Source organism: Bradyrhizobium sp. BR14999 (assembly GCF_056106085.1).
Genome location: NZ_CM148536.1, coordinates 8,778,536 through 8,795,739 on the forward strand (window position 1 = coordinate 8,778,536; position 17,204 = coordinate 8,795,739).

Genomic DNA, 17,204 nt, shown 5'->3' on the forward strand with positions numbered 1-17,204 from the left:
CGCGAATTGATGCGGCGATTGGATCGATGCACGCATTAAGCATCTCCGCGAGGCTCCATCCCCACGACATTGGTCTGACAAGATGGCGCTAGATCAGACTTCCGCCATGCGCTAGTGTTTTATACGACCGGTTAAAAACACCGGCCGTTTGAGGGAGAAAAACGTGAGATCCAAGGTTATTGGCGCAGTATCATTGGCGGTCGCTGCGGTTGGGCTGTTTGCGGCCACTGCACCCGCCTTTGCGCAGCAGAAGACGATTACGGTCTGGTGGGGCAAGGGCTTCTATCGCTCCGAAGACGATGCGTTGATCGACACGATCAAGAAGTTCGAAGCCAAGACCGGCATCAAGGTCGAATTGTCGCAGTACGCGATCCAGGACATGATTCCGAAGACGGTCGCCGCACTCGATGCCGGCACGGTGCCCGATGTCGCCTACTCCGACTCTTATGACGTGCAAGCGCAGGGCAAGTGGGCTTACGAGGGCAAGCTCGAGGACCTCACGGATGTCATGGAGCCGATCAAGGGCCGGTTCGTGCAGAACACGCTGGACGCGTCGATCCTCTACAACGACGTGACCAAGAAGAAGGCTTATTACGGCTTCCCGCTGAAGCAGCAGAGCATGCACGTCCAGATCTGGAACGACATGCTGGAGAAGGCCGGCTTCAAGCAGAGCGACATTCCGACCGATTGGACGGGCTACTGGACGTTCTGGTGCGACAAGGTGCAGCCGGCGATCCGCAAGGCGACCGGCCAGCGCATCTATGCCGTCGGCCAGCCGATGGGCGTGGAATCCACCGACGCCTTCCAGTCGTTCTACACCTTCATGGACGCCTACCACGTCAAGCTGGTTGACGACGACGGCAAGCTGCTGGTCGATGATCCCAAGGTCCGCGAGAACCTGATCAAGGCGATGAAGGACTACACCGACACCTACATCAAGGGTTGCACGCCGCCCTCCTCGACGACCTGGAAGGATCCTGACAACAACGTCGCCTTCCACAACAAGACCATCGTGATGACTCACAATTTCACGATCTCGATCGCGGCGAAATGGTTCGAGGACTCGCAGAACCAGGCCCTTACCCAGGAGCAGCGCGACGCCGGCAAGAAGGCCTATGAACAGGACATCATCACGGCGTCCTTCCCCAAGGCGCCCGATGGTTCGACCATCCGCTACCGCTCCGACGTCAAGACCGGGCTGGTCTTCACCGCGGCCAAGAACAAGGCCGAGGCGAAGCAGTTCATCAGCTTCCTGCTCCAGGAAGAGAACGTCCGTCCCTATATCGAGGGCGCACTCGGCCGCTGGTTCCCGGTGACGAAGGAAAGCCAGGAAAGCCCGTTCTGGCAGGCTGACAAGCACCGCAAGGCGGTCTACACGCAGTTCAAGGGCGGCACCGCCGCGTTCGACTTCACCAAGAACTGGAAGTTCACGATCCTCAACAACGAGAACGTGTGGGCGAAGGCGATGAACCGGGTGGTGAGCGAGAAGGTTCCGGTCGACAAGGCCGTCGACGAACTGATCGCCCGCATCAAGCAGGTCGCGGGTTAAGTCATCCGCCCCTCTCCCCGCGTTGCGGGGAAAGGTATAAGAACAACACCGGCCGCGTTTCGCGGCCGGCTTCTCTTTGAAGAGACCGAAAAGAATGGCGATCACGCTCTCTGGCGATCAGGCAATCCCCGGCCCGCCCCTGTCGTCGCGGCTGACCCCGGCGCAGGTCTGGGGCATCGTACTGCTCGCGCCCTATCTGCTCGTTTTCCTCGCCTTCGTCGTCTATCCCGTCGGCTACGGGCTGTGGCTGGCGCGCGCCCCGGCGAACTATGTCGCGCTCTACAACGACCCGATCTTCGCGCGCGCCGCCGTCAACACGCTGATCTTCCTGGTCATCGGCATCAACATCAAGATGCTGATCGCGCTGTTCCTGTCCGGCTTCTTCGCCCAGCAGCGCACCTGGATCAAATGGCTCTCGGTGATCTTCATCCTGCCCTGGGCCGTGCCGTCGATCCCGACCATCCTGTCGGTACGCTTCATGCTCAATCCCGAATGGGGCATGATCAACCACTTCATCTTCACCCTCACCGGCGACGACGGCCCGAACTGGCTGAACGATCCCACCGTGGCGCTGACCATGGCGATCGCCGTGCACATCTGGAAGTCGCTACCGTTCTGGACGCTGATCCTGATCACCGGCCGCCTCGCGATCTCCCACGATCTGTTCGAGGCCGCCGAGGTCGACGGCGCGAGCTGGTGGCAGAAATTCCGCTACATCACCTGGCCGTCGATGCAGACGCTCTACGTCACCTGCACGCTGCTCTCGATGATCTGGACGCTCGGCGACTTCAACAGCGTCTATCTGCTCACCGGCGGTGGCCCGGCCGACCTAACGCACGTGCTGTCGACGCTCGGCATCCGCTATCTCCGGCTCGACCAGCTCTCGCTGGCCATGGCGTCCATCGTCTGCGCGATGCCGTTCGTCCTGCCGCTCGTGTACTTCATGATGAAACGGTTGTCGCGATGAAGCTCCCCTCCTTGCGCGAAGTCGCGATCGAAGCGCGGCTGCTGCTGATCGGTATCCCCGTCTTCCTTTGGACGATGATCCCGATCTATCACATGTTCCTGTTCGCGATCTCCCCCAAGGAGGACGCGTTCTCGGGCAAGCTGTGGCCGGATCATCCAACGCTGCATAACTTCGAGATCGTGTTCAAGCAGCAGCATTATTTCCTGCGCGACTTCTACGTTCAGTTCTGGAATTCGACGCTGATCGCGGCGTCCGTCGGCGTGCTGACCCTGTTCATTGCGACCGCGGCGGCGTTCTCGATCTCGCGGCTGAAGGTGCCGGGCGGACGCATGGTGTTGAACCTCGCGCTCTTCACCTATTTCATCCCCGCGGCGTTCCTCGCCGTGCCGATGTATCGCACCATGGGCAATTACGGCCTGCTCAACAATCACTGGTCACTGATCCTGGCCATGGTGACGATCGCGAGCCCCTACGCGATCTGGGTGCTCAAGCAGGCCTCCGACAAACTGCCGGTCGAGCTGGACGAGGCCGCCGTCATGGACGGCGCGACGACGCTCCAGATCTTCCGCCTGGTCTATCTGCCGTTGATGATGCCGTCGCTGGTCGCGATCGGTACCTATGCGGTGCTGCTGGCCTGGAACGAATATCTCTACGCGTTCCTGCTGCTCTCGAACGACCGCGAGATCACCCTCCCCGTCGCGCTCGGCAACTTCCTCGCCGCCGACGACTCGCCGTGGGAGCTGTTGATGACGACCGGCTTCATCTACGCGCTGCCGCCGGCCGCGGTCTACTACGCCTTCCGCCGCTACATGGTAGGCGGGCTCACGGCAGGTGCGGTGAAGTCGTAACAGCCCTTCGTGTCATTGCGAGGAGCGTAGCGACGAAGCAATCCAGAGTGTTTCCGCGGGGGGCATTTCTGGATTGCTTCGCTTTGCTCGCAATGACGATCGGCTCACAGCGGCGCCGCGCTCTCGCCCTGCGAACTCGACAGCTTCGAGGCGAGCGAGGCGATGACGATCACCACCGCGATCAGGGCGATCACCAGCGTGCAGATCGCGTTGATCTCCGGCTTCACCCCCAACCGCACCTCCGAGTAGATCCGGATCGGCAAGGTCGCGGAGCCGGGGCCGGTGGTGAAGCTCGCGATCACGAGATCGTCCAGCGACAGCGTGAATGCCAGCATCCAGCCGGCGACGATTGCCGGCGCAATCAGCGGCAGCGTGACGGCCACGAAGGCGCGGACAGGATCGCAGCCGAGGTCCATCGCCGCCTCCTCCAGCGAACGATCGAGCGAGCCGAGACGGGACTGCACGACCACGGCGACGAAGCACATCGTCAGCGTTGTGTGGGCGATCGTCACCGTCCAGAAGCCGCGCTCGGCATTGAGCGCGACGAACAGCAGCAGCAGCGACAATCCGGTGATCACCTCCGGCATCACCAGCGGCGCATAGAGCATGCCGGAGAACAGCGTCCGGCCGCGAAACCGCTCGCCGCGCGACAGCGCGACCGCTGCGAGCGTGCCGAGCAGCGTGGCAATGGTCGCGGACGAGACCGCAACCCGCAGACTCATCCAGGCAGCCTCGATCATGGCGCGGTCGTTGAAGAACTCGTGATACCAGCGCAGCGACCAGCCGCCCCATACCGTCACCAGGCGCGAGGCATTGAAGGAATAGATGACGAGGATGAGGATCGGCAGGTAAAGGAACGCCAGCCCCAGCGCGAGCGAGGCGATGTTGAAGCGGGAGAGACGGGAGAGCTTGCGCATCGTCTCAGCGCCCCTGTTCCAGCTGCCGCTTCTGAAGCCGCTCGTACAGCAGCAGCGGCACCAGCAGCACCACCAGCAGCACGATGGCCGCCGCGGACGCGACCGGCCAGTCCTTGTTGGTGAAGAATTCGAGCCAGAGGGTCTGGCCGATCATCAGCGCGTTGGAGCCCGCGAGAAGGTCCGGAATGACGAACTCGCCGACGATGGGAATGAAGCACAAGAGCACGCCGGCGCCGACGCCGGGCAGCGACAGCGGGAAGGTGACGAGCCAGAACACCTGCCAGGGCGGCGCGCCGAGATCGCCGGCCGCCTCCTCCAGCGCCGGCTCCATCTTGGCGAGCGTGGCGTAGAGCGGCAGGATCATGAACGGCAGATAGGAATAGACGATGCCGATATACATTGCGCTGTCGGTGGAGAGCCACACGACGGGCTGGCTGACCAGATGCAGTGCCAGCAGGATCTGGTTGAGCAAGCCGTCGTGCTGGAGGATGTTGATCCAGGCATAGATGCGGATCAGGAACGAGGTCCAGAACGGCACGATCACCAGCACCATCGCCACCGCCTGCCAGCGCTTCGGCAGCCGCGCCATGCCATAGGCGATGGGATAGCCGATCAGGAGCAGGAGCACGGTCGCCGTGACGGCGACGGTGAGACTGCGCACATAAGCGAATACATAGATGTCGTCGGAGATCAGCAGCCTGAAATTATCGATCGACAACGCAGCAAGCGCCGTCTTCAGCGCTTCCCATCCCGCCGCCAGGTCGAACACGGGCTCGTAGGGTGGCTGCGCAATCGCCGTCTGCGACAGGCTGATCTTCAGCACGAAGGCGAACGGCACCAGGAAGAACAGCACCATCCAGACGTAAGGCGCGATGGCAGCAAAACGCGCCGGCCGCGCGAAGATGCGGCGTCCGCTCATGACGGCAACACCACGCAGTCGTCGGGCGTGAACCAGGCGACGACGTTCTGGTTCACGCTGTAGGCGTCGACGTCGAGACGCGCGCTGTTGACGACTGAAGCTTGCACCATTCCGCCGTCGTCGAGCTTCACCTTATAGGTGGTGATGCCGCCGAGATAGCAGATGTCGGCGATCACACCGTCCAGACTGTTGATCGCCGTTTCACGACCGGCCTCAAACACCGGGCCGCGGCGCGAGAGCTTGACCTTCTCGGGTCGGATCGCGACCGACAATTTCGCCTCGCTCACCCGCTCGCGCGGCTCGGCCGCAACCAAAGTCCCGGCCTCGCGCGTGGCGATGACCAGGCGATGACCGTCGCGCAATTTGAACTCGCCCTCGAACAAATTGACGTCGCCGACGAATTCCGCGATCCAGCGCGAGCGCGGCGCCTCGTAAAGTTCGCGTGGGCTCGCGACCTGCGCCAGCTTGCCGGCATTCATCACGCCGATCCGGCTCGCCATCGTCATCGCCTCCTCCTGGTCGTGGGTGACGATGATGAAGGTCATGCCGAGCCGGCGCTGCAGCTCCATCAGTTCGGCTTGCGTGCTCTCGCGCAGCTTCTTGTCGAGAGCTGCGAGCGGCTCATCGAGCAGCAGGAGCTGCGGTCGGCGGGCCAGCGCGCGGGCCAGCGCCACGCGCTGGCGCTGGCCGCCGGAGAGCTGGTCGGGCTTGCGCTTCTCAAGTCCCTCGAGCTTCACCAGTGCGACCATCTCCGCCACACGCGAGGCGACGTCGGCGCGCGCCATGCCGGCACGCTTCAGGCCGAAGGCGATGTTGTCGCGCACCGACAGGTGCGGAAACAGCGCGTAGCTCTGGAACATCATGTTGATCGGACGCTCGTGCGGCAAGGCCTGCGCGATATCCTTACCCCCGAGCAGGATGCGCCCCTCGTCCGGCGCCTCGAAACCGGCGAGCATGCGCAAAAGCGTGGTCTTGCCGCAGCCGCTCGGACCAAGCAGCGCGAAAAACTCGCCGGCCTTGATGTCGAGCGACACGCCGTCCACGGCACGGAACGTCCCGAACGTCTTGGCGACGCCCTCGATGCGCAGCAACGGCTGCCCGGCCGCCGGATGTTGATCTCCGCTGGCCGCATTGGCCGCGTCTGTTCTGGGCAACTCGTCCGTCATGTTCCCTGCCAGCCCCGATTCCGCCGCACGCTAGCGGCCGATCGTCCCTAGCTCAACCGGTTCGGGATGAATCGTTCACATCCGACATGAACGCGGCCAGCGCGTCGCGATCAGCCGCGGGCATGGTCAGGCCGAGCTTGGAGCGGCGCCACAGGACGTCGTCGTGAAAGCGAGCCCATTCGCAGGCCATCAGATAGCGCACTTCGGCGCCGGTCAGTTCGGGACCGAAGGCGGGGCCGAGCTCTTCACGGGTCTTCGCCTCGCCGAGCACCGCCGGCAGGCGCGAGCCATAGGCCGCGACCAGGCGCTGGGCCTGCGGCTCCGAAAGAAAGCGCCAGCGGTCTCGCGCGAGGTCGACCTCGGTGTCGAAACGATCCCAGGCAAAGTCCCCGCCCGGTAGCGCCGCGCCGGCGGTCCAGCGCGGCGACATCGGATAGAACGGCGTCAGCTTCGTTATCGCTCGCTCCGCGCGCAGGCGCGACGTCGTGACATCGCCGCCGAACATGGTGATCAGCGGCGCCTTGCGCCGGCGCGCGTGGAACAGGGTCGTGCCATCGCGTTGCCGCACGGACGCCAGCGTCAGATTGACACCGGAGACCGTCCGGACCACGTCGCTCGGGGTCACGCGCTCGCGGAAATAGCGGCTGGCCGCCTCGCAGAGATAGCTGATGTCGGCTCCCGGCATCGCCACGATCGCGGGATCGCCGGTGAAGTCGTGCGTCACCGTGCCGATCAGGGTGAAGTCGCGCTCGAAGGGCTGGGCAAAGATCAGTCGTCCATCGTTGTTCTGGAAAACGTAGACGTTATCGGAATAGAACAGCCGCGGCACGATGATCTGGCTCATCTGCGTGGCGGCCATGGCGGGCTGCGGCTGCCGCAGCACCGTCTCCGCGACCATCGGCGTCCAGGCGCCGGTGGCGTTGGCCAGAGCCCGTGCCGTGATCGTACGGCGGTGGCCACGATCGACCACCGCAAGCCGCCAGGTGTCGGTTCGATCGGCGCGGACACAGCGCGCCCCGGTCCGGATCGCCGCGCCACGTTCGGCGGCATCGAGCGCCGTGAGCACCACCAGGCGGGAATCATCGACGACGCAGTCCGAATATTCGAACGCCGTGCCGAACGGACGCTTCAGCGCGTTGCCGACCGGATGATGCGTGATGTCGAGGGTCGTCGCGACAGGCAGCCCATTCCGGCTGGAGAGGCTGTCATAAAGCAACAGGCCGGCACGCAGCAGCCATGGCGGGCGTTCCTCGGAATGGGCGGGGATGACGAAGTGCATCGGCCGGACCAGATGCGGCGCGATCCTGAGCCAGGTCCGGCGCTCCGCCAGCGCCCGCCGCACCCGCCAGAAGCCGCGCCGTTCCAGAACCGACAGATCGCCATGAACGAGCCGCGGCGTCGCCGACGACGCGCCGGCGCCGAGATCGCCCTGCTCGAACAGAATGACCCGCAGGCCACGGCCAGCCGCATCGCGCGCGAGGCTGACACCGTTCAAGCCGCCGCCGATGATCGCAAGGTCGTAATCCGCCATGAGGCCGTTGAGAAGGAGCGAAGCGCCCCATCATCATTAGCCGGTCTTGAGCGCAAGCTCCATGACCTCAGCGCGGCCGACGAGGCCTGCATATTTCCCGATCGGCAGAGGCTTGCCGAGCAGATAGCCCTGCACGCCATCGCAGCCCTCCTTGGCAAGGAAGGCGAGCTGATCGAGGGTCTCGACGCCCTCGGCGATGATCGACATTTCGAGGCCGTGACCGAGATCGATCACAGCGCGCACGATCGCCGCCGATTGCGGGTTGCGGCCGAGATTGATGATGAAGGCGCGGTCGATCTTGATCTTGTCGAACGGGAACGCCTGGAGATAGCTCAGCGAGGAATAGCCGCTGCCGAAATCGTCCATGGAGATCCGCACGCCGAGCGCCTTCAGCCGGCGCAGCAGCGCAAGGCCGCGGTCGAAGTCCTCGATCAGCACGCCCTCGGTGATCTCGAGCTCGAGCCGACCTGGTGCAAGGCCGGTCTCGATCAGGATCGAATGGACGAGGCCAACCACGTCACCGTGCATGAACTGCGCCGGCGACAGATTGACCGCGACCTGGAGCGGTTTTGGCCAGGACGCGGCCTCGCGGCAGGCCTCGCGCAGAATCCACTCGCCCATCTCGACGATCAGGCCACTCTCTTCCGCGATCGGGATGAATTCGGCCGGCGAAACCTGGCCACGCACCGGATGCTGCCAGCGCGCCAATGCTTCGAAGCCGATGATCTCGCTCTCGGCGACGCTGTGGCCGGCGGCGCCCTGCGGCTGGAAGGCGAGCGAGAGCTCGCCATTCTTGATCGCCATCGAGAGGTCCTGGTGCAGCACGCGGCGGTCGCGGATCTGCTGGTCCATCTCCGGCTGGTAGAGGCTGATCGTGCCGCGCGACTTCTGCTTGGCGCGGAACAGCGCCGCGCCGGCATTGGCAAGCAGCGAGGCGCCATCGGCGCCATTGTGGGGGAAGATCGACATGCCGGTGGTGGCGCCAGCACGGACCGGTCGGCCGTCGATCTGGAATTCCCGGGCGACGGCCTCACCGAGCTGCTGCGCCAGCGCCAGACCCGCCTCCGGCTGCTTGCCATCGATGATGAGGCCGAACTCGTCGCCGGACAGGCGCGCCACCACGCCGCCGCGCGCCGAATCCTGGAGCCGCTGGGCCACCTCGATCAGGAGCTTGTCACCGAGCGCATGGCCGAAGACATCGTTGACCTCCTTGAGGCCGTCGAGGTCGACGCAGAGGACGGCGAACTCCTCGCCGGTGCCTTCGCAGGCCTCGATCATCTGGGTCAGCGCCTGGAGGAAGGCGGCGCGGTTCGGCAGGTCGGTGAGGCCGTCGTGATAGGCCATATGCGCCATGCGCGACTCGGTCTGCCGGCGATCGGTGACGTCCTCGTGGGTCTTGATCAGATATTGCGGGTCGCCGGCATCGCTCAGCACGGTGGCGCGGCGGGTCAGGAACAGCCGCAGGCCGTCCTTGGTGGAAATCGGATGCTCCTCGGTGATCATCCCGCGCTTCTTGATCGCGGCCTCGTCGCGCGCGATGATCAGCTTGGCTTCCTTGGGATTGAAGATATCGGCGGCGGTCAGGCCCGTGGCCTCCTCGCGCCTGCGGTTGAGAATCGTCTCGGCGCTGCGGTTGGCGAGCAGATAGCGGCCATCCTTGACCTGCTCGACGATCAGCGCCACCGGGATGTTGTCGACCACGAGCTCGAGGAACTTCTTGGCGCTCTCCAGCTCCTGCGACAGTGAGCGGCGGTCGGTGATGTCCTCGAAGACCAGCAGCAAGAATCCGGGCCGATTGCTTTCATTGCGGACCGCGATCCGGATCGAGGCGACCATGCGCCGCTCCCCGCCACGCTCGACCTCGAATTCGTTGCGGAATTGGCCGTCCGGCGAATTGAGCGCGGCCTGGTCGGCCGCCTCGATGCTGGCCGCCGAGGCGGGCGCAAACAGCTCGCGCGCATTCTTGCCGACGACGTGATCCCGCGAGAAGCCCCAGAAGCGCTCATAGGCGGTGTTCGCAAAGATGTAGCAGCCGTCCTCGATGTTCTTCGCGGCAACACAGGCCGGCACGTTGTCCAGCACCGTTTCCAGGAACTGCTTGGTGGCGGCGAGCTGTTGCGACAGCCTGCGCTGTTCGCTGACGTCGAGATGCGTCGCCACCGAGCCGCCGTTCGGCAGCACGTGAAATTTCACCAGGATGGCCCGTCCATCCGGCAATTCGGTGATCAATCCGTTGCTGCTTGTCGCCTTCTCGTAGAACTCGTCGTCGGAGGCGCCGCCGAGCACCCCGCGCTTGCGTCGCAGCGCGAGGAGTTCGTAGCCGTTCATGTTGGCCCGGACATCCGACCGCGTCAGGCCATAGATATCGAGATAGCGGTCGTTGCAGAAGATGACGCGCCGCTGCGCATCCGTCATCACCACGCCCTGGTTGAGATTGTTCATGGCGGAGGAGACGAAGGCATTGCGCCGCAGCTGCAAACGCCTGGTCCGGCGCAGCGAGGAATGGATCCACAGCGCGATCGCGGCGAGAAACGAGCAGACGACGAGGCCCGCGATCAGGACTTCCCAGATCACGCTGGCATCGAGCTTGGCGAGATCACCTGGAGCGGTGAAGCTGTCCGACAGCGCAACGGCGCGTGCGGGCGCGACCGCGCCGGCCAGGCACAGGACGGCCTGCACAGCGATCGGAAGCGTGCTGCCCACGTGCCAGTTCTTCTCAGACATCAGCCACCCGCTATTTCAACGTCGGATTGTCTGGCTTCACGGGTTTGGATCGGGTAAACGCCTGTATGTGCAACGGAAAAATTTGACGCGAAATACGGCAATTGCCCTGACATGATAAATGCTTCCTTAACGGAAAACGGCCGCGCGCCCTCGATTCCAGAGCCGCTGCCACCGGCGCTTCCAGCGGACGTCCTGCACGACCATGGATAAAGTCGATTGCGTCGTCATCGGAGCCGGCGTGGTCGGGCTCGCGGTGGCTCGACGGCTCGCGCAGGCCGGACGCGAGGTCATCGTGCTCGAGGAAGCCGAGGCCATCGGCACCATCACCTCCTCACGCAACAGCGAGGTGATCCATGCCGGCATCTACTACCGCGCCGGCAGCTGGATGGCGCGCATGTGCGTCGGCGGCAAGCACGCGCTCTACCGCTACTGCGCCGAGCGCGGCATCCCGCACAAAAATTGCGGCAAGCTGATCGTCGCGACCAGCGCGAAAGAGACGGAGAAGCTGCAATCGATCAAGGCACATGCCGAGGCCAACGGCGTGCTCGACATGCAGCTGCTTTCGGGCGAGGCCGCACGCGCGCTGGAGCCGGCGCTCGCCTGTGACGCCGCGCTGCTGTCGCCGTCGACCGGCATCATCGACAGCCACGCCTACATGCTCTCGCTGCGCGGCGACGCCGAGGAGGCCGGCGCGGCCTTCGCGTTCCACACGCCACTGGTCCGTGCCAAGGCAGCCGCCGGCGGTATCGAGATCGAGGCTGGCGGCGAGGCGCCGATGACGCTGCAATGCGACCTGCTCATCAATGCTGCGGGGCTCTCGGCAACGACGGTGGCGCGCAACATCGACGGCATGCCGCTGGACCGGATTCCGCCGGCCTATCTTGCCAAGGGAAATTACTTCAGCTGCAATGCAAGGGCGCCGTTCTCGCACCTGATCTACCCGGTGCCCGAGCCCGGCGGGTTAGGGGTGCACCTGACGCTGGACATGGCAGGGCAGGCCCGCTTCGGCCCTGACGTCGAGTGGATCGAGACGATCAATTACGAGGTCGATCCGTCACGCGCGGAGCGCTTCTATCCCGCGATCCGCAAATACTGGCCGACGCTGCCCGACGGGGCGTTGATGCCGAGCTATTCAGGCATTCGCCCGAAGATCGTGCCGCCGGCGGTGGCCACGCAGGATTTTCTGATGCAGGGCCCGCGCGATCACGGCGTCGCAGGCTTGATCAACCTGTTCGGCATCGAATCGCCGGGACTGACGTCGTCGCTTGCGATCGCCGATCACGTCTCCGAACTCGCAGACATCTAGGCGCCGCGCAAATTTTGCACGACGCACATTGCAGCAGGGGTGAGCGCAAACGCACTCATCCCCGCTTGAAAGGGTATGATCAACTCTACGCTGTTACGGGGGTCACTAGTGGAGCGTGTCGCCTTGCTTCAGACGCTCGATCTGGTCCTTGACCATCAACTTCCGGCGCTTCAACTCAACAATTTGCAGGTCGTCTGTTGAAAGGTGCACGAGAGCTTCGTGCAATTCGTTTTCGAGAAGTTTGTGCTTCCGTTCCAATTCAACAAGATGTGCCTGAATTGTCATTCGAAACCTCCTCGGTAGGGTTGAACCTCAGGATTCGATCCGGACGAGAGACTGTACATCACCGATTCGTTCTGTCGATGGGTATCCGTCGTCGCGGCGTCATTTTTGAAAATTCATATGTAACGAAGCGTGAGTAAGGAACCACGCGAGAAAAATCCATGATATCAATGCGTCTGCGCGGCGGCGCAGCGACTCGCAGAAATATGTTGCGGGAGATCGGCGGGCAATGACCGCAGATCGCTTGCGGTCACGCCGCGCAAGGACGATAATTTCCACAGGGCATCCACAGCCCAGATCTCACGCCTATCGGTTTTCGGCCACCGCAGACATGACCAATGAAAACGAGCGTGAGCTCGAAGTCGAGCTCACCCGGTTGCAGCAGGAACACCGAGATCTCGATGCGGCGATCGATGCACTGCATCAATCGCCCGCCCCCGACCTGTTGCGGTTACAGCGGTTGAAGAAGCGTAAGCTCTTGTTGCGCGATCGCATCGCGTTCATCGAAGACCAGATCACGCCCGACATCATCGCCTGAGCCCTGAGCCGGTCGTTCGCGGCGGCTCGCCGTATCCGAATCCGCTTGACTCAAAAAGAACAAAATAGGAACATTCAGGACGACCCGGCTCCAGACAGGCCAGGGAAAACGCCAAGGGAAAACGCCAAGGAAAGGCAGAAGGACAACGCAGATGTCGGCAACCGCCCTTCTCGACAACAGCCATTATGAACAAGCTTGCGATCAGGCGATCGCGATGTGCGACGGCAATCTGCGCAGCACCATCAAGGCGCTGATCATGGCCAATGAATATCTGGAAGCCGAGCTGGCGGAATTGCAGGCGGCGATTTCCGCCGGCTGCATTCCGGAGACCTCGCTCAGCAAGATGCGGAGCAAGAGCAGCGCCGCCTGAGTTCAACATCGGAGCAACGCCATGTCGGATGTGACCTACTACGTTGCAATGCCCTTCCTGATCGATGCTGACGGATCGCCCGTCGCGGGCGCCGCAGAGGAGTGCCAGAGTTCGGCGGCCGCGTTGCGGCGGGCCGAAATCTTGTCGCGCGGTGCCGGTCACATCGGCGCGATCGCGTTCAGCCGCAGCGGCGATCCCATGACCGGCGAATTCGGCGACGCCACACTGCTGCGCAAGTTCGGCAATGTGCCGCAAGATCTCACCACGCTGTAGGATCAGCTGCTGACGGGCCTGATCTGCCGCTCGTGGCGCCGGTGCGCCTTGCGCACATACATGGCGGCATCGGCTTCCTCGAGGGCGCGGCCCGCGTCGGACTGCGGCCCCAGCAGCGCCACGCCAGCCGAAGCGCCCGCAACCACGTGCCGGCCCTGAAACGTGAAAGACAATTCGTCGATCGCCTGCTCGAGGATGGCGGCCTTCGCCTTGGCGTCGGTCTCGCTGAGATTCCACAGCAACAGCGCGAACTCGTCGCCGCCAAGACGACCGACCACATCCGAGGCGCGGACCCGCCGCGTCAGCGTCGCGGCAATCGCCTTCAGCACCTCGTCGCCGGCGGCGTGTCCGAAGGAATCGTTGATCGGCTTCAGCCGATCGACGTCGAGCACGATCAGCGCGCCGCTGGCGCGGTAGCGCTTCATGTAGGCAATGGCACGGTTGAGCTCGCGCTCGAAACCGCGCCGGTTCGGAATCTCGAGCAGGAAATCGGTGTCAGCGGCCGCCTCGAGCTCCGCGACCCGCCGCTCCGCCGCCTTGAGCTTGCTCCGCAAGCCGCGGATGGTCGCCTTGATGGTTTCCGTGGCGCCATCGGCCGGCGTCCGGCGCCGCGCCGGCCTGGCCGGACGCTTGGCAGCGGCTTTGGAGCGGCTGGCGCTGGTCTTTCGGCCCGTTTTGGCCTTCGCAGCACTCGCCCTTTTTGGTTTCTTCATGGGCATCCTGCTCAATGAAGGCTTGCGGGGATTCACCAAGACAGGATAGTGCATTCCCTTCTCCTTGCCACCGCCTTGCGAGCCGCCGGCCGGAACCTTTAATCTGGCCTATCTTTCTGTTTTCCGGGCACATTTGACGTCATGACCGCGCCGATCGCCATCATCATGGGAAGCCAGTCGGACTGGGACACGATGCGGCATGCCGCCGATACGCTTGCCGCGCTCGGTGTCGCCGCCGACACCCGCATCGTTTCGGCGCACCGCACCCCCGATCGGCTGTTCGCTTTCGCCAAGGGCGCCAAGGCGGCGGGTTACAAGGTCATCATCGCCGGCGCCGGCGGCGCCGCGCACCTGCCGGGCATGGCGGCGTCGCTGACGGAACTGCCGGTGTTCGGTGTGCCCATCGAATCGAAGACGCTCAAGGGCCTCGATTCGCTGTATTCGATCGTTCAGATGCCCGCCGGCATCCCGGTCGGCACCCTCGCGATCGGCAAGGCCGGCGCGATCAATGCGGCGCTGCTGGCGGCTTCCGTGCTGGCGCTGTCCGACCCCGCCCTGTCCGGTCGCCTGGCCGCCTGGCGCAAGGCGCAGACCGAGGCGGTTGCCGAGCGTCCGGAGGACAAGGCGTGACCGACGCCAGGCAGGTGAAGCTGAAGCCCGGTGACACCATCGGAATTCTCGGCGGCGGACAACTGGGCCGGATGCTGGCCATGGCTGCGGCGCGGCTCGGGCTGCGCTGCCAGATGTTCTCGCCCGATCCGGATTCGCCGGCCTTCGACGTGGTCCTGAATGCGACCTGCGCCGAATATGCCGATGTCGAGGCGCTCGAGCTGTTCGCCAACGACGTCGACGTCATCACCTACGAATTCGAGAACGTGCCGGCGGCCGCCGCGATGGTGCTGGATGCGCGCCGCCCGGTGCTGCCCAACCGGAAGATCCTCGAGACCACCCAGGACCGGCTGGCCGAGAAGGATTTCGTGACGCGGCTCAGCATCGGCACGGCCGCCTATGCCGACGTCACCTCCGTCTCGTCGCTGCGCGAGGCGATCGCGCGAATCGGTCTTCCGGCCGTACTGAAGACCCGCCGCTTCGGTTATGACGGCAAGGGCCAGGCCATCATCCGCGAGGGCGACGACATCGCCAAGGTGTGGACCAGTCTCGCCACCAAATCGGCGATCCTGGAGGCCTTCGTGCCGTTCGAGCGCGAGATCTCCGTGATCGCCGCGCGCTCGGCCGCGGGTCAGGTCGAGTGTTTCGACGTCACCGAGAACGAGCACCGCGACCACATTCTGAAGATATCGCGCGCGCCCGCGCCGATCCCGGATTCTCTCGCCGAGGAAGCGCGCAGCGTCGCCGGCAAGATCGCGACCGCGCTCGACTATGTCGGCGTGCTCGCCGTCGAGATGTTCGTGCTCGCCAATGGCACCGGACCGAAGGTGCTGGTCAACGAGATCGCTCCGCGCGTGCACAATTCCGGACACTGGACGCTGGACGGCGCATCCATTTCGCAGTTCGAGCAGCACATCCGCGCCATCGCCGGCTGGCCGCTCGGCAAGCCCGTGCGCCACGGCGAAGTCGTCACCATGACCAATCTGATCGGCGACGAGATCAAGGACTACGACAAGTGGCTGACCGTTCCCGGCGCCACGGTGCACATCTACGGCAAGGGCACGCCGCGCCCCGGCCGCAAGATGGGACACATCACCGAAGTCAGGCCGATGAAAGGCACGTGAAGGGACCGCAGCAATCGCTGCGATCCCCCTAATGATCTTTCCGGAAAACCGCTGCACACTTTTCCGGATCATGCTCTAGCGATTACGCGGTCTTCACGCCTGCGACGATGCCTGTGGGCTCCTCGCTGAGCCAGCGGTAGATCACCCCGCCCAGCGCGCCGCCGATCAATGGCGCGACCCAGAACAGCCAGAGCTGCGACAGCGCCCAGCCGCCGACGAACAGCGCGGGACCCGTGCTGCGCGCCGGGTTCACCGAGGTGTTGGTGACGGGGATGCTGACGAGATGGATCATCACCAGCGAGAGCCCGATCGCGAGCGGCGCGAAGCCCGCGGGCGCACGGCCATGGGTGGCGCCCATGATGATGAACAGGAACATCATGGTCATCACCACCTCGGTGAGGAAGCACACGATCATGCTGTACTGGCCGGGCGAATGCGCGTCATAGCCGTTGGACGCGAAGCCCTTGGTGACGTCGAATCCGGGCGCCCCGCTCGCGATGACATAGAGCAGCCACGCGGCAACGATCGCGCCCGCCACTTGGGCGATCACATAAGGCAGGATCTGGCCGGCCGGAAAGCGCCCGCCGGCGGCAAGGCCGATCGTGACGGCCGGATTGAGATGGCAACCCGAGATGTGGCCGATCGCATAGGCCATGGTGACGACGCTGAGCCCGAACGCCAGGGACACACCGACGAGACCGATGCCGACCTGGGGAAAGCCGGCGGCAATGACCGCGCTGCCGCAGCCTGCGAATGTGAGCCAGAAGGTGCCGATGGCTTCCGCGGCGTATTTTTTCATATCCATGTGTCAGTCCCCTGATTTCAAGTTTCCGGAGCAAAGCTCCGGAAACGGCCCCATCATTGGCACCGAATCGCCCAAATCGGGGCCGCACAGAGGTATTTTCGCCGCATTTAATGGCCGAACTTGGCCCAAAATCCCCCTTGGCCGGTGGACATCTGCAGTTTTGTCTGATACATCCGCGCGCTCAAGGTTAAGGGCTTGCGCGTTTCGCCATCCCCTTTGACTTATCAGAATTCAAATCCGATCCACCTGAAGAGGATGCCGCGTGCAGGTTCTCGTTCGCGATAACAATGTCGATCAAGCCCTCAAGGCGCTGAAGAAGAAGATGCAGCGCGAGGGAATTTTCCGCGAGATGAAGCTCCGCGGCCATTACGAGAAGCCCTCAGAGAAGAAGGCCCGCGAAAAGGCCGAAGCCGTGCGCCGCGCGCGCAAGCTGGCCCGCAAGAAGCTGCAGCGCGAAGGCCTGCTGCCGATGAAGCCGAAGCCGGTGTTCGGCGCAGGTCCCGGCGGTGATCGCGGTGGTCGTGGCGGCCCCGGTGCGGGTCCGCGCGGACCGCGCTGATCTA

Annotated in this window: 18 protein-coding genes; 10 read left to right on the forward strand and 8 right to left on the reverse strand. The window is 64.1% G+C overall.

Annotated features, from left to right (window positions below; genetic code table 11):
* The first annotated feature begins 163 nt into the window (after nucleotides 1-163).
* The 3 genes from ACR9YP_RS41045 (at nucleotide 164) to ACR9YP_RS41055 (ending at nucleotide 3,364) form a co-directional block, all read left to right on the forward strand.
* Nucleotides 164-1,549 carry an ABC transporter substrate-binding protein gene (locus ACR9YP_RS41045; protein ID WP_091888259.1) on the forward strand — a complete coding sequence of 462 codons (1,386 nt, stop codon included), beginning with the start codon at nucleotides 164-166 and terminating at the stop codon, nucleotides 1,547-1,549.
* Between the two features lie 94 nt (nucleotides 1,550-1,643).
* Nucleotides 1,644-2,516, forward strand: coding sequence for a carbohydrate ABC transporter permease (locus ACR9YP_RS41050; protein WP_128946844.1), 873 nt, complete (start codon nucleotides 1,644-1,646; stop codon nucleotides 2,514-2,516).
* Nucleotides 2,513-3,364 carry a carbohydrate ABC transporter permease gene (locus ACR9YP_RS41055; protein ID WP_091888255.1) on the forward strand — a complete coding sequence of 284 codons (852 nt, stop codon included), beginning with the start codon at nucleotides 2,513-2,515 and terminating at the stop codon, nucleotides 3,362-3,364. Before ACR9YP_RS41050 ends, ACR9YP_RS41055 begins: the two co-directional genes overlap by 4 nt.
* Before the next feature lie 104 nt (nucleotides 3,365-3,468).
* Here the strand turns inward: ACR9YP_RS41055 and ACR9YP_RS41060 are convergent, their stop codons facing one another.
* The 5 genes from ACR9YP_RS41060 to ACR9YP_RS41080 are packed head-to-tail and all read right to left on the reverse strand — an operon-like array spanning nucleotide 3,469 to nucleotide 10,621.
* Nucleotides 3,469-4,281: an ABC transporter permease gene (locus ACR9YP_RS41060; protein ID WP_028138355.1), complete on the reverse strand. Its 813-nt coding sequence runs from the start codon at nucleotides 4,279-4,281 to the stop codon at nucleotides 3,469-3,471.
* A gap of 4 nt (nucleotides 4,282-4,285) precedes the next feature.
* Entirely contained in the window at nucleotides 4,286-5,200 is a 915-nt protein-coding gene (locus ACR9YP_RS41065; RefSeq protein WP_438105674.1) for an ABC transporter permease, read from the reverse strand.
* A complete protein-coding gene (locus tag ACR9YP_RS41070; protein WP_474218757.1) occupies nucleotides 5,197-6,366 on the reverse strand; it encodes an ABC transporter ATP-binding protein in 1,170 nt (389 codons plus the stop codon). Before ACR9YP_RS41070 ends, ACR9YP_RS41065 begins: the two co-directional genes overlap by 4 nt.
* A gap of 52 nt (nucleotides 6,367-6,418) precedes the next feature.
* On the reverse strand, nucleotides 6,419-7,897 hold the full coding sequence (locus ACR9YP_RS41075) for a glycerol-3-phosphate dehydrogenase (protein ID WP_474218758.1): 1,479 nt from the start codon (nucleotides 7,895-7,897) through the stop codon (nucleotides 6,419-6,421).
* Between the two features lie 36 nt (nucleotides 7,898-7,933).
* Nucleotides 7,934-10,621, reverse strand: coding sequence for a sensor domain-containing protein (locus ACR9YP_RS41080; protein ID WP_438105677.1), 2,688 nt, complete (start codon nucleotides 10,619-10,621; stop codon nucleotides 7,934-7,936).
* A gap of 202 nt (nucleotides 10,622-10,823) precedes the next feature.
* Between ACR9YP_RS41080 and ACR9YP_RS41085 the strand changes: the two genes are divergently transcribed.
* Nucleotides 10,824-11,927, forward strand: a complete 1,104-nt coding sequence (locus ACR9YP_RS41085; protein WP_438105678.1) for an NAD(P)/FAD-dependent oxidoreductase — start codon at nucleotides 10,824-10,826, stop codon at nucleotides 11,925-11,927.
* A gap of 105 nt (nucleotides 11,928-12,032) precedes the next feature.
* Here the strand turns inward: ACR9YP_RS41085 and ACR9YP_RS41090 are convergent, their stop codons facing one another.
* Nucleotides 12,033-12,212: a YdcH family protein gene (locus tag ACR9YP_RS41090; RefSeq protein ID WP_025034152.1), complete on the reverse strand. Its 180-nt coding sequence runs from the start codon at nucleotides 12,210-12,212 to the stop codon at nucleotides 12,033-12,035.
* A 328-nt stretch (nucleotides 12,213-12,540) separates the two neighbouring features.
* Here ACR9YP_RS41090 and ACR9YP_RS41095 point away from each other — a divergent pair, with 328 nt between their 5' ends.
* From ACR9YP_RS41095 to ACR9YP_RS41105, 3 genes are all read left to right on the forward strand, one after another.
* Nucleotides 12,541-12,747, forward strand: coding sequence for a YdcH family protein (locus ACR9YP_RS41095; protein ID WP_091888239.1), 207 nt, complete (start codon nucleotides 12,541-12,543; stop codon nucleotides 12,745-12,747).
* A 151-nt stretch (nucleotides 12,748-12,898) separates the two neighbouring features.
* Nucleotides 12,899-13,117, forward strand: coding sequence for a hypothetical protein (locus tag ACR9YP_RS41100; protein WP_370990272.1), 219 nt, complete (start codon nucleotides 12,899-12,901; stop codon nucleotides 13,115-13,117).
* A gap of 21 nt (nucleotides 13,118-13,138) precedes the next feature.
* A complete protein-coding gene (locus ACR9YP_RS41105) occupies nucleotides 13,139-13,390 on the forward strand; it encodes a hypothetical protein (protein WP_091888235.1) in 252 nt (83 codons plus the stop codon).
* Between the two features lie 2 nt (nucleotides 13,391-13,392).
* Here the strand turns inward: ACR9YP_RS41105 and ACR9YP_RS41110 are convergent, their stop codons facing one another.
* On the reverse strand, nucleotides 13,393-14,103 hold the full coding sequence (locus ACR9YP_RS41110; protein WP_474218759.1) for a GGDEF domain-containing protein: 711 nt from the start codon (nucleotides 14,101-14,103) through the stop codon (nucleotides 13,393-13,395).
* Nucleotides 14,104-14,244: 141 nt separating this feature from the next.
* Here ACR9YP_RS41110 and purE point away from each other — a divergent pair, with 141 nt between their 5' ends.
* Nucleotides 14,245-14,733, forward strand: a complete 489-nt coding sequence (gene purE, locus ACR9YP_RS41115; protein WP_091888231.1) for a 5-(carboxyamino)imidazole ribonucleotide mutase — start codon at nucleotides 14,245-14,247, stop codon at nucleotides 14,731-14,733.
* The gene (locus tag ACR9YP_RS41120) at nucleotides 14,730-15,836 is read left to right on the forward strand and encodes a 5-(carboxyamino)imidazole ribonucleotide synthase (protein ID WP_474218760.1); all 1,107 of its coding nucleotides are present in this window, start codon (nucleotides 14,730-14,732) and stop codon (nucleotides 15,834-15,836) included. Before purE ends, ACR9YP_RS41120 begins: the two co-directional genes overlap by 4 nt.
* 82 nt (nucleotides 15,837-15,918) lie before the next feature.
* Here the strand turns inward: ACR9YP_RS41120 and aqpZ are convergent, their stop codons facing one another.
* Nucleotides 15,919-16,641 carry an aquaporin Z gene (aqpZ, locus tag ACR9YP_RS41125; protein ID WP_438105680.1) on the reverse strand — a complete coding sequence of 241 codons (723 nt, stop codon included), beginning with the start codon at nucleotides 16,639-16,641 and terminating at the stop codon, nucleotides 15,919-15,921.
* 262 nt (nucleotides 16,642-16,903) lie between these two features.
* Here aqpZ and rpsU point away from each other — a divergent pair, with 262 nt between their 5' ends.
* Nucleotides 16,904-17,200 (forward strand): 30S ribosomal protein S21, encoded by a 297-nt coding sequence (rpsU, locus tag ACR9YP_RS41130; RefSeq protein WP_008546194.1) that lies wholly within the window; start codon nucleotides 16,904-16,906, stop codon nucleotides 17,198-17,200.
* Nucleotides 17,201-17,204 lie beyond the last annotated feature (4 nt).

What these genes read in the sequence shown, in the direction of transcription:
- purE (WP_091888231.1), top strand. Translation starts at nt 14,245, where the DNA reads ATGACCGCGCCGATCGCCATCATCATGGGAAGCCAGTCGGACTGGGAC.
- ACR9YP_RS41060 (WP_028138355.1), bottom strand. Translation starts at nt 4,281, where the DNA reads ATGCGCAAGCTCTCCCGTCTCTCCCGCTTCAACATCGCCTCGCTCGCG.
- ACR9YP_RS41065 (WP_438105674.1), bottom strand. Translation starts at nt 5,200, where the DNA reads ATGAGCGGACGCCGCATCTTCGCGCGGCCGGCGCGTTTTGCTGCCATC.
- ACR9YP_RS41105 (WP_091888235.1), top strand. Translation starts at nt 13,139, where the DNA reads ATGTCGGATGTGACCTACTACGTTGCAATGCCCTTCCTGATCGATGCT.
- aqpZ (WP_438105680.1), bottom strand. Translation starts at nt 16,641, where the DNA reads ATGGATATGAAAAAATACGCCGCGGAAGCCATCGGCACCTTCTGGCTC.
- ACR9YP_RS41100 (WP_370990272.1), top strand. Translation starts at nt 12,899, where the DNA reads ATGTCGGCAACCGCCCTTCTCGACAACAGCCATTATGAACAAGCTTGC.
- ACR9YP_RS41110 (WP_474218759.1), bottom strand. Translation starts at nt 14,103, where the DNA reads ATGAAGAAACCAAAAAGGGCGAGTGCTGCGAAGGCCAAAACGGGCCGA.
- ACR9YP_RS41050 (WP_128946844.1), top strand. Translation starts at nt 1,644, where the DNA reads ATGGCGATCACGCTCTCTGGCGATCAGGCAATCCCCGGCCCGCCCCTG.
- ACR9YP_RS41085 (WP_438105678.1), top strand. Translation starts at nt 10,824, where the DNA reads ATGGATAAAGTCGATTGCGTCGTCATCGGAGCCGGCGTGGTCGGGCTC.
- ACR9YP_RS41075 (WP_474218758.1), bottom strand. Translation starts at nt 7,897, where the DNA reads ATGGCGGATTACGACCTTGCGATCATCGGCGGCGGCTTGAACGGTGTC.
- ACR9YP_RS41095 (WP_091888239.1), top strand. Translation starts at nt 12,541, where the DNA reads ATGACCAATGAAAACGAGCGTGAGCTCGAAGTCGAGCTCACCCGGTTG.
- ACR9YP_RS41090 (WP_025034152.1), bottom strand. Translation starts at nt 12,212, where the DNA reads ATGACAATTCAGGCACATCTTGTTGAATTGGAACGGAAGCACAAACTT.
- ACR9YP_RS41055 (WP_091888255.1), top strand. Translation starts at nt 2,513, where the DNA reads ATGAAGCTCCCCTCCTTGCGCGAAGTCGCGATCGAAGCGCGGCTGCTG.
- ACR9YP_RS41070 (WP_474218757.1), bottom strand. Translation starts at nt 6,366, where the DNA reads ATGACGGACGAGTTGCCCAGAACAGACGCGGCCAATGCGGCCAGCGGA.
- ACR9YP_RS41080 (WP_438105677.1), bottom strand. Translation starts at nt 10,621, where the DNA reads ATGTCTGAGAAGAACTGGCACGTGGGCAGCACGCTTCCGATCGCTGTG.